General features: G+C 73.9%; 13 protein-coding genes. 6 read left to right on the top strand and 7 right to left on the bottom strand.

Annotated features, from left to right (window positions below; all coding sequences use genetic code 11):
- Positions 1-32: 32 nt before the first annotated feature.
- The 5 genes from ABEA81_RS16995 to ABEA81_RS16975 form a co-directional block, all read right to left on the bottom strand.
- Complete coding sequence (locus ABEA81_RS16995) at positions 33-1,895, bottom strand: DUF2264 domain-containing protein (protein ID WP_345606154.1); 1,863 nt, start codon at positions 1,893-1,895, stop codon at positions 33-35.
- A gap of 132 nt (positions 1,896-2,027) precedes the next feature.
- On the bottom strand, positions 2,028-2,996 hold the full coding sequence (locus tag ABEA81_RS16990; RefSeq protein ID WP_345606085.1) for a hydroxyacid dehydrogenase: 969 nt from the start codon (positions 2,994-2,996) through the stop codon (positions 2,028-2,030).
- A gap of 29 nt (positions 2,997-3,025) precedes the next feature.
- Positions 3,026-3,250 (bottom strand): DeoR family transcriptional regulator, encoded by a 225-nt coding sequence (locus tag ABEA81_RS16985; RefSeq protein ID WP_345606084.1) that lies wholly within the window; start codon positions 3,248-3,250, stop codon positions 3,026-3,028.
- Positions 3,251-3,282: 32 nt separating this feature from the next.
- Complete coding sequence (locus ABEA81_RS16980; RefSeq protein ID WP_345606083.1) at positions 3,283-3,534, bottom strand: hypothetical protein; 252 nt, start codon at positions 3,532-3,534, stop codon at positions 3,283-3,285.
- Positions 3,535-3,642: 108 nt separating this feature from the next.
- Positions 3,643-4,791, bottom strand: coding sequence for an alkaline phosphatase family protein (locus ABEA81_RS16975; protein WP_345606082.1), 1,149 nt, complete (start codon positions 4,789-4,791; stop codon positions 3,643-3,645).
- Between the two features lie 47 nt (positions 4,792-4,838).
- On the opposite strand from ABEA81_RS16975, the gene mftF reads away from it, so the two are divergent.
- The 5 genes from mftF to ABEA81_RS16950 all read left to right on the top strand — a co-directional run bounded on the left by mftF (position 4,839) and on the right by ABEA81_RS16950 (position 11,297).
- Complete coding sequence (gene mftF / locus ABEA81_RS16970) at positions 4,839-6,269, top strand: mycofactocin biosynthesis glycosyltransferase MftF (protein WP_345606081.1); 1,431 nt, start codon at positions 4,839-4,841, stop codon at positions 6,267-6,269.
- A gap of 301 nt (positions 6,270-6,570) precedes the next feature.
- Positions 6,571-7,086, top strand: coding sequence for a (2Fe-2S)-binding protein (locus ABEA81_RS16965; RefSeq protein WP_345606080.1), 516 nt, complete (start codon positions 6,571-6,573; stop codon positions 7,084-7,086).
- A 1-nt stretch (position 7,087) separates the two neighbouring features.
- Positions 7,088-9,571, top strand: a complete 2,484-nt coding sequence (locus ABEA81_RS16960; RefSeq protein WP_345606079.1) for a xanthine dehydrogenase family protein molybdopterin-binding subunit — start codon at positions 7,088-7,090, stop codon at positions 9,569-9,571.
- A complete protein-coding gene (locus tag ABEA81_RS16955; protein ID WP_345606078.1) occupies positions 9,568-10,419 on the top strand; it encodes an FAD binding domain-containing protein in 852 nt (283 codons plus the stop codon). Before ABEA81_RS16960 ends, ABEA81_RS16955 begins: the two co-directional genes overlap by 4 nt.
- Positions 10,420-10,493: 74 nt before the next feature.
- Positions 10,494-11,297, top strand: a complete 804-nt coding sequence (locus ABEA81_RS16950) for an SRPBCC family protein (RefSeq protein WP_345606077.1) — start codon at positions 10,494-10,496, stop codon at positions 11,295-11,297.
- A gap of 96 nt (positions 11,298-11,393) precedes the next feature.
- Here ABEA81_RS16950 and ABEA81_RS16945 read toward each other — a convergent pair whose 3' ends face one another.
- Both ABEA81_RS16945 and ABEA81_RS16940 read right to left on the bottom strand, forming a co-directional pair.
- Positions 11,394-12,605, bottom strand: coding sequence for a PQQ-dependent sugar dehydrogenase (locus ABEA81_RS16945; RefSeq protein ID WP_345606076.1), 1,212 nt, complete (start codon positions 12,603-12,605; stop codon positions 11,394-11,396).
- Positions 12,606-12,610: 5 nt separating this feature from the next.
- The gene (locus ABEA81_RS16940; RefSeq protein ID WP_345606075.1) at positions 12,611-13,612 is read right to left on the bottom strand and encodes an aldo/keto reductase; all 1,002 of its coding nucleotides are present in this window, start codon (positions 13,610-13,612) and stop codon (positions 12,611-12,613) included.
- A gap of 96 nt (positions 13,613-13,708) precedes the next feature.
- Between ABEA81_RS16940 and ABEA81_RS16935 the strand changes: the two genes are divergently transcribed.
- The gene (locus ABEA81_RS16935) at positions 13,709-14,425 is read left to right on the top strand and encodes a TetR/AcrR family transcriptional regulator (protein ID WP_345606074.1); all 717 of its coding nucleotides are present in this window, start codon (positions 13,709-13,711) and stop codon (positions 14,423-14,425) included.
- Positions 14,426-14,452: the final 27 nt, after the last annotated feature.

Here is a 14,452-nt window from a genome sequence, read left to right as displayed (position 1 = left end):
CGATATACGCACCGAACTTCCGACGCGGGACACTAGTGCGGGCTGGTGGTCACCTCCGGGACCGCGGCCGCCCAGCTGCACGTCGTGTGCGCGCCGTCGGCCCACGCCACGGTGACCTCCGTGCCGTCGACCACGACCTCCGGCGCGGCGGTCCCGGGCGCCGAGGTGAGGGTCGAGGCGTCGACCAGTAGCTCGCCCGGAACCACGGTGCCGCGCAGGGCCGGCACCAGCGCCCACGCGCCGTAGGCCGTGCCCTGCGGGGCCCTCTCCACGCCTGCCGTGTCGAAGCCGTGGCAGCCGACGAGCCGGGTGCCCGCCTCCTTCGTGCGCAGCGCGACCGACCCGCCGTCGACCCGCTGGTCGATCTCCTGCGGGGTCGAGGCCGCGAGCGCCCATCCCGTCACCGTGACGGGAACTCCGGCGGGCACGGCTCGCAGCCGGTGGACGTGCACCTCCCACGCCCCCCGGGCGACGACCAGGCTCTCGATGCGGCACTGGGGGAGCACGGGTCCGGGGGAGCCGGGGAACTGCGGTTGGTGCCACGAGGCCACCCAGTCCGGCCCGCTGCCGATCGGGTGGATCCGGCGCCGCACGCTCTCCCGGCCGCGCACGTGCAGGGCGATGTGGTTGTCGGCGGCGTTGCGGACGGCGGTGGGGCCGGTGCGGGTGGAGTAGGCGAGCCGGGCGTACAACGGGTCGGGCTCGGCGCCCTCGGCGTCCCACGGGTTCATGTGGTCGCTGCCGTGGTTGTGCACGCGGACCATGCCGTCGTCCCGCGTGGTCTGCACCAGCCAGCCGACCGACGGGATGACGACCGTGCGGTCCGGCCCGGCCGACGGCGGCGGCTCCTCGACCGCCGTCCACAGCGGGGCCGACTCCGGCAGCAGCAGCCCGACGAAGCCCTTGCCGGCCCAGTACGGCGACGCCGGGCCGGAGTAGGTCTGCAGGGTGGCCGCGTGCGGGCCGTGCCAGCCGCGGGAGAGGATCCCGTCGGTCAGCGCGCCGCGGTCGAGGAAGTAGCGCAGCCCGGCGGAGAGGATGCGCCGGGTCTGGCCGGGTCGAAGCGGCGTCCACCCGACCACCTCGCCCAGCGCGACGGCGGACAGGGCCGCGGTGCGGTAGGTGAGCGAGCGGCCCTGGCGCAGCGGCGCCCCGTCGACGTCGAAGGTGGCGGCGAACGAGCCGAGGAACTCCTCCAGCCGCGGGCCGAGGTGCTCCAGCCGCGCGGTGTCTCCGCGCAGGTGTGCAACCAGCACCGGGTACAGGTGCATCGCCCAGCCGATGTAGTGGTCGAAGGCGCGGCCGTCTCCGTCGCTGTACCAGCCGTCGCCGCGGTACCAGCCCTCCAGGAGGTCGTGCGCGCGGTCGAGGGCACGGGCGGTCTCGGCGTCGCCGCGACCGACCTCGTCGAGGAAGGCCGCCACGGCCATCGGGAACAGGTACCAGTTGTTCGGCGCGGGCTCGTGGCGCAGCGCCCCGCGCAGCCACTCCTCCAGGCGGTCCCGCTCGCCGTCGTCGAGCCGGTCCCACGTCCAGTGCCGCGCGGTCAGCAGCCCGAGCGCCACCGACGCCGACTCGACCATCGGCTGCCCTCCCGGCCCGTGCGAGCCGATCGGCGGCCACCTGTCCGCATCGTCGCCTGCCGGCCCGCTGACCAGCCCGTCCAGATAGGGCTCGACGGGCGCGCCGTCCCCGTCGCCCGCGGTGCGGAACGCGGCGAGCAGGAAGGTGCGCGCGAACCCCTCCAGCCCGTCCGAGGCGACGCCGGCCTTCGCCGGTGCGCCGGGCAGGTCGATCCGCCCGCCGCGGGGCGAGCGGAACCGCTGCACGGCGGCGAGCAGGTCGTCGGCCACGGCGGTCCAGTGCCGGCGGGTCCAGCCGGTGTCCGGGCTCAGGGCGAAGTCGTCGGCGGGAATCGGGGCCTCCTCGGGGGACGGAGAGCGGCGGAGCTTGCGGAGCCGCCGGGGTGGGTGAGCCTGGGGGGAGAGCCGGCGGAGCTTGCGGAGCCGGCGGGGTGGGCAATACGGTCAGGCGGTGATCGGCAGGAGCTCGCGTCGTACGGGGTGTGCGAACGGCAGGCCCGCGGCCCAGCGCTGCACCTCCGCCGCCGCGGCGTCGGCGAGCCGGCGCAGCTCGTTGCCCTTGGAGCCGGCGACGTGCGGGGTGAGCAGCACGCCGTCGCACTCCCACAGCGGCGAGTCGGGCGGCAGCGGCTCCGGCGAGGTCACGTCGAGCACGGCGCGCAGCCGCCCGGACAACAGTTCGCGCTCCAGGGCCGCGTGGTCGACGAGACCGCCGCGGGCGGTGTTGAGCAGGGTGGCGCCGTCGCGCATCAGCCCGAGCAGCCGGGCGTCGACCATACCGGTGGTCGAGGGCAGCAGCGGTGCGTGCAGCGACACCACGCCGGAGCGCGCGAACAGGTCGTCGAGGGCCACCGGCTCGGCGCCGAGGGCCCGCACCTCGGCGTCGGCCACGTACGGGTCGTGCAGGAGGACCTCGAGGTCGAACGGCCGCAGCAGGTCGGCGACCCGCCGCCCGATCAGCGATGCCCCGACCAGCCCCACCGTGGCGCCGTAGTTGCCGGCGTCCGGGTAGATCTCGTTCCAGTCGCGCTGCGCCCGCGCCGCGCGGAACTCCCGCGCGATGTCGGGCACCCGCTTGCCCGCGAGCACGATCATCGCCACCGCGTACTCCGCCACCGGCACGGCGTTCGCCGCGGCCGCCGAGCTGACCACGATCCCCCGCTCCCAGCACGCCTCGGTGACGTGCTGGCGCACGGTGCCCGCCGTGTGGACGATCGCGCGCAGCCGCGGCGCGGCGGCGAGGACGTCCGCGGTGATCGGAGCGCATCCCCATCCCGTGACCAGCAGCTCGACGTCGGCGAGCTCGGCGCGCGTGAACCCCTCGAGCACGACGTCCCGGTCGACGTCGACGACGGCCGCGATGCGCTCGATCGCGGCGGGGTGGAGGACCTGGCGGGCGGTCGTCGCGGACATGGCGAAGGCGGCACGTTGGCGTGGCGGCACTACTCCACACTCCCGGCCGTGGGGCCCGATCGCCAGTACCGCTGCAACATCAGGAACGCCACGACGAGCGGGACCAGAGCGAGCAGCGAGCCGATCACCTCGGCGTCACGGCGGAGGGTGATCGGCGAGACGTCGAACTCGCGGGCCAGCTCGGCCACCCGCGCCGGACCGCGCGAGCGCAGGATGGCGAGGATCCGCTCCTGCCGGGCGGACGGCTTGCTCACGGGCCGGGTACCTGCGCGGCCCGCCCGCGGTGTCAGGCCACGAGCTCGAGGCGCCCGGCCGTGGTGATCACCGCGGGGAGGCGCTGGCCGACGGCACCCTCGACCTCAGGGGCGATCAGGCCGGCGCGCACCAGCCGGTGCACGGCGCCCTGGTCGCAGCAGAAGCGACCGTCGAGGTAGAGGTCGGGCTCCGAGCCCCAGACGAGCTCGGCACGTCCGCACGCCACGGCGCGCAGGATGGCCCGATCACGGACGCTCAGCTCGACATCGACGACGAGCTCCATTGCGATCCCCCCGTTCAGCGGATCAGACCAGGGTGGGGTAATCGTGGATCGCGCTGCCACAGAATTGAGGAACATCTGAGGTTGCCGTCACGGCGTGTTCGGTGGAGTTCACCCGGTCGGGCGCCGTGCGGCGAGCAGGAGCGGCACGAGCTGCTCGTCGGCGGTGAGCGAGCCGTGCTGGCCCGGCATCCGCGAGATGAACCGTTCCACCCGCGACCGGATCACGGCGGTGCCCCCGCGCGCCGCGACCACGACGTCGCCGATGCGGTCGCGGGCTTGCGGCGCCACCACCGGGCCGAACCAGCCGTCGGCCACCGCCTGCTCGGCGGGCACGACCCACGCGCCGTCCCCCAGCACGGCCCGCCAGGTGGCGAGCACGTCCTCCACCGCGCCGGGGCGGACGTGGACGTGGCGGGCCCGCGGGTCGCCGGACAGCTGCGCGACGCCGTCGGACAGCACCGGGTCGGTGTCCGCGTCGTACTTCCGGTCGACCGCCACCATGCCGTGGTCACCGGTGACCACGAGCACCACGTCCGGTGGCAGGCGGTCCGCGACGAGCTCGACGAGCCGGTCGACCTGGGCGAGCTGCAGCCGCCACGGCAGCGAACCGGGGCCGTGGAGGTGCCCCATGGCGTCGAGATCGCGGTGGTAGCCGTAGCAGAGCTGCGTCCCGGGCCCTGCGACCGCGCCGAGGACGCCCGCGGCCAGGTCGCCGAGCGCGTACGTGCCCAGGAAGCGGCCGCCGCGGAGCGCGGCCCGGGTGAGCCCGGAGCCGTCGAACTCCCCGAGCGTCACGACGGAGACCGCGACACCGCCTGCCGCGGCCCGCTCCAGCAGGGTGGGCACCGGTTGGACCTCCTCCGGCACGAGCCGCTCGCGCAGATCGGTCCGTCCGCCCTGGACGGTCCAGCGCAGCGTGTCCAGCAGCTCCCCGCCGGCCAACAGCGACAGCCCGAGCATCCCGTGCGCACCCGGCGGAACGCCGGTGCCGAGCGAGGTGAGGCCGATCGACGTGCTCGACGGGAAGCCGGACGTCACCGGTCCCGCGTCGGGGAGGCTCGCGAGGAACGGCGCGTCGGCGGCGTGCCGGCGCAGCAGCTCGCTGCCCAGCCCGTCCACCAGCAGCAGCGCCGCAGCGCGGGCGGGCGGCACCGTCAGCGCGGGCGGCGGGCCGGGTACGCCGATGGCGGCGAGCAGTGCCGGCAGCACCTCGGCGAGGGAGCGGCGCCCGTACTCGGGCAGCAGCGGTGCGGTCACCCCACGAGCATCCCAGCGGCGGGCGATCACGGCCTAGGCTCGGCTCCGTGGAGGAGGCGCTGCCGTACGGGATGCGGGTCGCCCTCGATCGGCAGGCGCTCGTGGTGGACGACGGCACGGTCCTGTTCGGCGGCGCCCCGCCGCGGATGCTGCGCCTGTCCGCCGCGGCGGCGGCCCGGTTCCGCGACGGCGAGGTGGAGGTCTGCGACCCCACGTCGGCGACGCTCGCCCGCAGGCTGCTGGACGCGGGCATCGCGCACCCGGTGGCCGTGCCGCCCGCCGCGGTCCCGCCCGCGTCGGACGTCACCGTCGTCGTGCCGGTGAAGGACCGCGTCGACGGGCTCGCGCGGCTGCTCGCCGCGCTCCCGGCGGGTCTCGGGGCCACCGTCGTCGTCGACGACGGCTCGGCCGACGCCGCAGGCATCCGCGCCGTCGCGGAGGCGGCGGGCGCCGTGCTGCTGCGGCACCCGAGGGCGAGGGGCCCGGCGGCGGCGCGGAACGCGGGGCTCGCGGCCGCGCCCACGCCGCTCGTCGCGTTCCTCGACTCCGACGTGGTCCCGCAGCCCGGGTGGCTCGGCCCGCTGCTCGCCGGCTTCGCCGATCCGGCGGTGGCGCTGGCCGCGCCGCGGGTCGTCGCGCTGGCAGGCGATGGCTGGCTCGGCGGCTACGAGTCGGTGCGCTCGTCGCTGGACCTGGGCGCCGACCCGGCGCTCGTCGTACCGAAGAGCCGGGTGGCCTACGTCCCGAGCGCCGCGATGGTGGTGCGCCGCGCCGCCGTCGGCGGGGGCTTCGACGACCGGATGCACGTGGCGGAGGACGTCGACCTCGTGCTGCGGCTGCACGAGGCGGGCTGGCGGCTGCGCTACGAGCCGGCGGCCCGGGTCGCGCACGACCACCGGACGAGCCTCGCCGCCTGGTGGCTGCGCAAGGCGTACTACGGCACCGGCGCCGCCCCGCTGTCGCTGCGGCACCCGGGATCGGTGCCGCCGATGGTGCTCAACACCTGGTCCGCGGCGGTCTCGGTGCTGCTGCTGCGCGGGCGGCCGTGGGCCGTGCTCGCCGCGCTCGCCGTGGCGGCGGGTGCGGCCGAGCAGCTCGCGCGCAAGCTGCCGGTGCGCGAGCCGCGTCGCACCGCCGCCCGGCTGATCGGGCTCGGCGCCGTCGGCACCGTGATGCAGACCGCCGACGCCGTCACCCGGCACTACTGGCCGCTGTCCGTGGCCGCGGCGCTGGTGTCGCGCCGCGCCCGGCGCACCGTGGCCGTGATCGCGCTGGCCGAAGGCGTGCTCGACTGGTGGCGCAAACGCCACGACCCGGCCCGGCCCGGCCTGCCCGGGTACCTGCTCGCCCGCAGGCTCGACGACCTCGCCTACGGCGGCGGGCTCTGGTGGGGGGCCCTGCGTCACCGCACGCTGGGCCCGTTGCGCCCGGTGGGCACCGGCCAGGACGAGCACCCCCGGCGCAGCACCGTCGAGTGATCTTCACCGCCCCGTCCGGATTGGTACGGACAGGTGAACCTGGAGGGGACGTGCTTCCGCTGCTGCGGGTCGCTAACGCCAAACGATCCGCGTTTGCGGATTACGGGCTGGTCCGTCTCGGTCAGCGCCATATCCCGCCGTGACGTGCGATTCGTCGCCCTTGCATGCGTGAATGATCGGCGGTCTGATTGTGGGCGCCGCCACAGCGTCGTGTGCGGCACCCGGGCGCGGCTCGGCTGCGCCCGGTGCGTCCCGTGTCGCTCTGTGTAGCGGCACCGCGCTCGTGGTGAGGAGAGGTCACATGGCACAGGTTCGGGTCACCGTCGACGGCGTGGAGTACGTCGACGACATCGAACCCCGCATGCTGTTGGTGTACTACCTGAGGGAGCGCCTGGGGAAGACCGGCACGGTCATCGGCTGCGACACCAGCAACTGCGGTGCCTGCACGGTGCACCTGAACGGGCAGAGCGTGAAGTCCTGCTCCGTGCTCGCGGTGCAGGCCGACGGCGCGGAGATCACGACGATCGAAGGGCTCGCCCGCGACGGCGAGCTGCACCCGGTGCAGAAGGCGTTCAACGAGTGCCACGCGTTGCAGTGCGGGTACTGCACGCCCGGCATGATCATGCAGGCGGTCGACCTGCTGGGTGACAACCCCGACCCCGACGAACGCGCCGTGCGCGAGGGTCTGGAGGGCAACCTCTGCCGCTGCACCGGCTACCAGAACATCGTTCGGGCCGTGCAGAGCGCGGCGCAGGCGATGAAGCCCGGTGCCTCGGCGCCGGTCGACACCCCCACCCCGGTGGCGGGAGGGCAGTGACGTGACGACGACCGCCGAACCCACCACACCCGGCGAGATCGGTCGTGCCCGCGTCCGCAAGGAGGACGCGCGCCTGATCACCGGCCGCACCCGGTACACCGACTCGATCACGCCCGCAGGCACGCTGCACATCGCCGTCGTCCGTTCGACGTTCGCGCACGCGCGGATCAACGCGATCGACACGGCTCCGGCCAAGTCGGCCCCCGGCGTCGTCGGCGTCTACACCGCGGCGGACCTCGGGGTCGAGAGCGTCGGCCTGCCCAACGCGTGGCCGATCACCCCCGACCAGAAGACACCGCAGCGCCCGCTGCTCGCCAGCAGCGCCGTGCACTTCGCCGGTGAGGGCGTGGCCGTCGTCGTCGCCCGGTCGGCCGCGGCGGCCAAGGACGCCGCCGAGCTCGTCGACGTCGACTACGAGCCGCTCGACCCGGTGCTCGACATGGAGGCCGCCCTCGCCGACGGTGCCACGCTCGTGCACCCCGACCTCGGCACCAACGAGAGCGCCACCTGGGTCTTCGACTCCGGTGAGGCGGGCAGCGGCGGCAACGTCGCGGATGCGATCTCGGCGGCCGAGGCCGATCCGGACTCCGTCGTGGTGCGCCGCCGGTTCATCCAGCAGCGGCTCATCCCGGCGTTCATGGAGCCGCGCTCCGTGGTCGTGGACCCGACCGGCGAGCAGATCACCTTCTACTCGTCCACGCAGGTCCCCCACATCCTGCGCACGATGACGTCGGTGACGCTCGGGGTCCCCGAGAGCAAGCTGCGGGTGATCGCCCCCGACGTCGGCGGCGGGTTCGGCGGCAAGATCGGGGTGCTCCCCGAGGAGATGCTGTGCGTCGCGCTCGCGCAGAAGCTCGGCAGGCCGGTCAAGTGGACCGAGACGCGCTCCGAGTCGCTGCTCACCGCGCACCACGGCCGCGACCAGATCCAGGACATCACGATCACGGCGAAGATGGACGGCACGGTCACCGGCCTCGACGTCAAGCTGCTGGCCGACATGGGGGCCTACCTGGGCCTCGTCGGCGGCGGGGTGCCGATCCTCGGCGCGTTCATGTTCAACGCGATCTACAAGATCCCGGCGTACAAGTTCACCTGCACCAACGTCTTCACCACGAAGACGCTCACCGACGCCTACCGGGGTGCCGGGCGGCCGGAGGCCACGTTCGCCATCGAGCGGATCATGGACGAGCTTGCCGTCGAGCTGGGCCGCGATCCCATGGAGCTGCGCCAGCAGAACTGGATCAAGCACGAGGAGTTCCCGTTCACCACGGTGTGCGGGCTCACCTACGACAGCGGCAACTACGAGCAGGCCACGCGGCAGGCGATGGAGCTGTTCGACTACGCGGGCCTGCGCCGCGAGCAGGAGGAGCGGCGGCGCTCGGGCGACCCGGTGCAGCTGGGCATCGGCATCTCGACGTTCACCGAGATGTGCGGGCTGGCCCCGTCGCGGGTCCTCGGGTCGCTGTCCTACGGGGCGGGCGGCTGGGAGGCCGCGAGCATCCGGATGCTCGCCACCGGCAAGGTGGAGGTCATCACCGGGGCGTCGGCGCACGGGCAGGGGCACGAGACCGCGTTCAGCCAGATCGTGGCCGACCAGCTCGGCGTGCCCTTCGAGGACGTCGAGATCCTGCACGGTGACACCCAGATCTCACCGAAGGGCCTCGACACCTACGGTTCGCGCTCGCTCGCCGTCGGTGGCATCGCGATCGTCGACGCGGCGCAGAAGGTGATCGCGAAGGCCAGGAGGCTCGCGGCCCACATGCTCGAGGCGGACGAGAAGGACCTCGAGTTCGCGAACGGCACTTTCACGGTCCGCGGCACCGACAAGGGCAAGGCCATCCAGGAGATCGCGTTCGCCGCCTTCATGGCGCACGACCTCCCGGAGGGGATGGAGCCCTCGCTCGACGCCGACGCCGTGTACGACCCGGAGAACTTCTCCTTCCCGCACGGCACGCACCTCGCGGCGATCGAGGTAGACACCGAGACGGGGCGCGTCGACGTGCGCAAGTACGTCTGCGTGGACGACGTCGGCACGGTGATCAACCCGCTCATCGTCGAGGGGCAGGTGCACGGCGGGCTCGCCCAGGGCATCGCGCAGGCCCTGTTCGAGGAGGCCAACTACGACGAGCAGGGCACCCTGGTCAACGCCACGTTCGTCGACTACACGCTGCCGTCGTCCGCCGACCTGCCCAGCTTCGACACCCACGTGGTGAGCACGCCTGCCACCAGCAACCCGCTGGGCGTCAAGGGCGTCGGGGAGGCCGGCACGATCGCCTCCACCCCGGCGATCGTCAACGGCGTGATCGACGCCATCCGCCACCTCGGGGTCTCGGACGTCGAGATGCCGTGCACCTCGCAGCGCGTGTGGCGGGCCATCCAGGACGCGAGGGGCCGTTCCACGCAGGAGACGCCCGTCGACACCCATTCTCCGGGCGCGGGCCTCGGCTCGATCGACCCGAACAACCCCCAGGGAGAGGTCCAGTGATCCCGGCCCAGTTCGACTACGTCAAGCCGTCGTCGGTCGACGAGGCGATCCAGGCCCTGCAGGAGGCGGGCGACGACGCCAAGATCATCGCGGGCGGGCAGAGCCTGCTCCCGGTGCTGCGGCTGCGGCTCGCCGCTCCCACCCTCCTCGTGGACCTCGGCGGCATCGCCGAGCTCCGCGGGATCCGCGACGAGGGCGACCGCGTCGCGATCGGGGCCATGACGTCGTACTACGACATCATCCGGGACGAGTCCGTGCAGCAGCACGTCGCGCTGCTCGGGCAGGCCACCGAGACCGTGGCCGACAACCAGGTGCGCCACCGCGGCACGCTCGGCGGCTCGCTCGCCCACGCCGACCCGGCGGGCGACCTCGGCGCCGTCGCGCTCGCCCTCGACGCCGAGCTCGTGATCGCCGGGCCGTCCGGCCGCCGCACCGTGCCGGCGTCCGAGTTCTTCGTCGACTACTTCACCACCGCGCTCGGCGAGGGCGACGTCCTCACCGAGATCCGGTTCCCGAAGTACACGGGCTGGGGCAGCCACTACGAGAAGTTCAACCGCACGGCGCAGGCGTGGTCGATGGTCGCGATCGCGGCCGCCGTCCGGGTCGAGGGCGGCACGATCGCCGAGGCGAGGGTCGGGCTCACGAACATGGGCAGCACGCCGATCCGCGCCACCGGTGTCGAGCAGGCGCTCGTCGGGCAGCCGGCCACCGCCGACGCGGTGCGGGCGGCAGCCGATCGGGTCACCGAGGGCACTGCTGCGCCGAGTGACGCGGATGCCGCCGCGGACTACCGTGAACACCTGGCCAAGGTGCTCACGGGCCGCGCGGTGCTGGCCGCCGCAGGCTGACGCTCGTTCCGCAGGACGCCTGCTCTGGTCATCCGGGGCAGGCGTCCTGCGGCTTTGTGGAGGAGACAGAGAAGATGCAGTTGGAGAACAAGTTCACGATCGACGCGCCGATCGACAAGGCGTGGGAGGCGCTGAACACGCCGGAGACGGTGGCTCCCTGCTTCCCCGGCGCCACCTTGCAGGAGTACGAGGGCGACTCGTTCACGGGCACCGTCAAGGTGAAGCTCGGGCCGATCTCGCTCACCTACAAGGGCAAGGGCACCTACGTCACGCGCGACGAGGCGAACCACAAGGTCGTCATCGAGGCGACGGGGCGGGACTCCCGGGGCAACGGCACCGCGAGCGCCACCGTCACCGGCTCGATGACGGCCGACGGGCCGGACCGCACCGCCGTCACGATGGTCACCGACATGACCATCACCGGCCGGCCCGCCCAGTTCGGCCGCGGTGTCATCTCCGACGTCGCTGACAAGATCATCGGGCAGTTCTCGGCCTGCGTCGCCAGCAAGCTGGCCCCGGCCGCCGAGGAGCCCGCTGCCGAGAAGGCCTCGTCGGCTCCGGCCGCGCCGTCCCCCGCCCCGGCCGCGGCGAGCTCGGGTGGCGCGGCCGCGCCCGCGCCGGCGGGCGGGTCGGTCGCCGCGCCCGCCACGAGCGGCAGCGCGAACGGCAGCACGAACGGCAGCGGATCGGCGCAGGGCGCCACGGGCCCGGTGCTCGCGTCCGCGCCGAAGCAGGCGGCAGGCCCGATGCGCAGCGAGGTCGACGCGATCGACCTGCTCGACACCGCGGGCGCCCCGGTGCTCAAGCGCCTGGCCCCGGTGGCAGGCGGGGTGCTGCTGCTCCTGATCATCTTCCTGATCCGCCGCGCCCGCCGCTGACCTTCCGGCACTGCGACAACGCCACTCTCCCGCAACGGCGTCGGGGAGAGTGGCTTTGTCGTGGCCGGCCGAGGGCTGCAACCAGCAGCGGCCCCGTCACGCGGCGGTCAGCTCGACCCGCAGGATGCGGTCGTCGCCGGGACGGGGGTCGGTACCTCCCCAGGTCGCCTCGTCGGTGTTCGAGGTGACGATCCACAGCGTGCCGTCCGGCGCGACCTCGACCGCGCGGATCCGGCCGTACTCGCCGATGAAGTGCGGGACCGGCTCGCCCGCGGCCTGACCCGCGCTGACGGGGAGCTGCCAGAGCCGCTGCCCGGACAGCGCCCCCATCCACAGCGAGTCGCCGGCGAAGGCGATGCCGGACGGCGACGCCTCGTCCGGGTGCAGGGCGAAGATCGGTGGTTCCCCGGTGGTCCCATCGACCCCCTCGGCCTCGGGCCACCCGTAGTCCAGGCCGGGCCGCAGGACGTTGACCTCGTCCCAGGTGCGGTGGCCGAGCTCCGAGGCGTAGACCGTGCCGTCCGGACCGAACGCGATCCCCTGGACGTTGCGGTGCCCCAGCGAGAACACCGCCGTTCCGAACGGGTTGCCCGCTGCGGGCGAGCCGTCGGGCCGGATCCGCAGCACCTTCCCGTTGAGCGAGAGCGGGTCGGGGGAGCGACTCCGATCGAACGCGTCGCCGGTGCCGACCCAGAGGTTGCCCTCGCGGTCGAAGGCCAGCTTGCCGCCGTGGTGGCGGTCCGCTGTGCCGATCCCGTCCAGCACGACCCGTGCGTCGCTCATCGATCGCAGGTCCTCGGCGGTCCGCACGGCGACCACCCGGTTCGTGGCGCCGGTGGATACGTAGGCGTACACGGTCCGATCGACGGCGAAGCCGGGGGAGGCGGCGAGGCCCAGCAGGCCGCCTTCGGCGCTCTCGGTCACCCCGGGGACCGTCCCGACGCGCGACGCGCGCCCGCCGCTCCGTGGGATGTGGCCGATGTCGCCGGAGTCGCGGCTCGACACGAGCGCCGACCCGTCGGGGAGGAACGTCAGACCCCACGGCATGTGAAGTCCCGATGCCACCTCGGTGACCGCCGCCACCTGCGGTACCTCGACCGGAGCGACGGGTCCTCGCGGGGCGGCGGTCACCGGCGGGACCACCGGGCTGACCGCGGGGGCGCTGTCGTCGTCGGGGTGGGTGCGTCCCGGGACACCGGTGCCGCCGGGTGCGCTCGCGCATCCCGTCGCGAGCGCGAGGGCGACGAGTGCCGGCAACGCGGTGCGGAGACGGCTCGTGGCTGCGCCGGTGATCAGGGCCACGGACACGGCCGTCACCGCTCGCTGTCCAGGACGGCCATCTGCTGGGCGGGGTAGCGGTCGCCCGCGGCGGCGCCGGCGGGCACGGCCGACTCGATCGCGCGGAGGGCGGCCTCGTCCAGGACGAGGTCGGCGGCGGCGAGCGACTCCTGTAGCCGGTCGCGCCGGCGCGCTCCGATCAGCGGCACGATGTCGGTGCCGCGGGAGGCCACCCACGCGACGGCGACCTGCGCGACCGTCGCCCCGATCGACGCCGCGACCGTGCGCAGGGCGTCGACGAGGGCGAGGTTGGCGGCCAGGTTCTCGCCCTGGAAGCGGGGCACCTGCCCGCGGAAGTCGCCGCCGGTCAGCGCGCGGTCCGGCCGCCAGTGGCCGGACAGCAGCCCGCGGGAGAGGACCCCGTAGGCGGTGACGCCGATGCCGAGCTCCCGCGCCGCCGGCAGGATCTCGGCCTCGACGCCGCGGGAGAGCAAGGAGTACTCGATCTGCAGGTCGCTGATCGGGTGCACGGCGGCGGCCCGGCGCAGCGTCGCCACGCCGACCTCGGAGAGCCCGATGTGCCGGACGTATCCGGCCTGGACCATCTCGGCGATGGCGCCCACGGTGTCCTCGATGGGGACGTTCGGGTTGAGCCGGGTGGGGCGGTAGATGTCGACGTGGTCGGTGCCGAGCCGGCGCAGGGTGTAGGCGAGCCGGTCCTTGACGGCGGCCGGATCGGTATCGGCCGGGACGGGCTGGAAGGCGCCGTCGGGGCTCCGCCTGCTGCCGAACTTGACGCTGATCACGACGTCGTCGCGGTCGCGCTGCCGGAGAGCGTCGCGGATCAGCATCTCGTTGTGCCCGGAGCCGTAGAAGTCCCCGGTGTCGATCATGGTGATCCCGGCGTCGATCGCCGCGTGGATCGTGGCGATGCCCTCGGCCTCGTCGGCCGGCCCGTAGAGGTCGGACATCCCCATCGCGCCGAGACCCAGGGCGGAGACCTCCGGACCGTCGGTCCCCAGTTTGCGCGTGTCCATGGTTCCTCCTCGTGTCGTGCTGCTTCCACTGCTAACCGAAGCACGTTTCCGGTGATAGCGCAACAGTGCTAACAATTACGTGTTATCGTTGGAAGCATGGATGCGAGGACGACGCGCGAGCGCATCGTCGAGGCGGCCGCCGAGCTGCTGGCCACGGGTGGGCGCGAGGCGGTGTCCACGCGGGCGGTGAGTGCCGCGGCCGGCGTGCAGGCGCCGACGATCTACCGCCTCTTCGGCGACAAACAGGGCCTGCTCGACGCGGTCGCCGGCCACGGCATCGCCGAGTACCTGCACGACAAGACCGTTCGCGAGCGGGACCCGGACCCGGTGGCCGACCTGCGGCGGGGCTGGGACCTGCACGTCGGCTTCGGGCTGGCGCACCCCGCGCTCTACACGCTCGTCTTCGGGGAGCCGCGGCCTGGCGTCGAGTCGCAGGCCCAGCGCCAGTCGGCCACCGTGCTCGCCGGCATGATCGGGCGCATCGCCGAGGCGGGCCGCCTGCGGGTGAGCGAGGAGCGCGCGGCGCACCTGGTGCACTCGACGGGGCGTGGCATCACGCTCACGCTGATCGGGATGGCCCCGGAGCGGCGCGATCCCGCCCTGTCCGAGTTCGCGCGCGAGTCGGTGATCGCCACCATCACCACCGACGGGCCTTCCCGTGCGTCTGCCGACGCCGGGCCCGTCCCCGCGGCCGTGACCCTGCGGGCCCAGCTGCCGGAGCTGGCGGTGCTCACCGAGTCCGAGCGGGTGCTCCTGCGGGAGTGGCTCGACCGGGTCGCGGATGGGGGCCGGGTCGGCCCCCGCGGGTCCTGACCGCGCAGCCGGGCGGGTGCTGCGCTG

It is taken from the genome of Pseudonocardia adelaidensis, assembly GCF_039543345.1.
Classification (GTDB): Bacteria; Actinomycetota; Actinomycetes; order Mycobacteriales; family Pseudonocardiaceae; genus Pseudonocardia; species Pseudonocardia adelaidensis.
The sequence above is the reverse complement of the archived record's forward strand: the minus strand, read 5'-3'. Positions and strand labels throughout refer to the sequence as shown.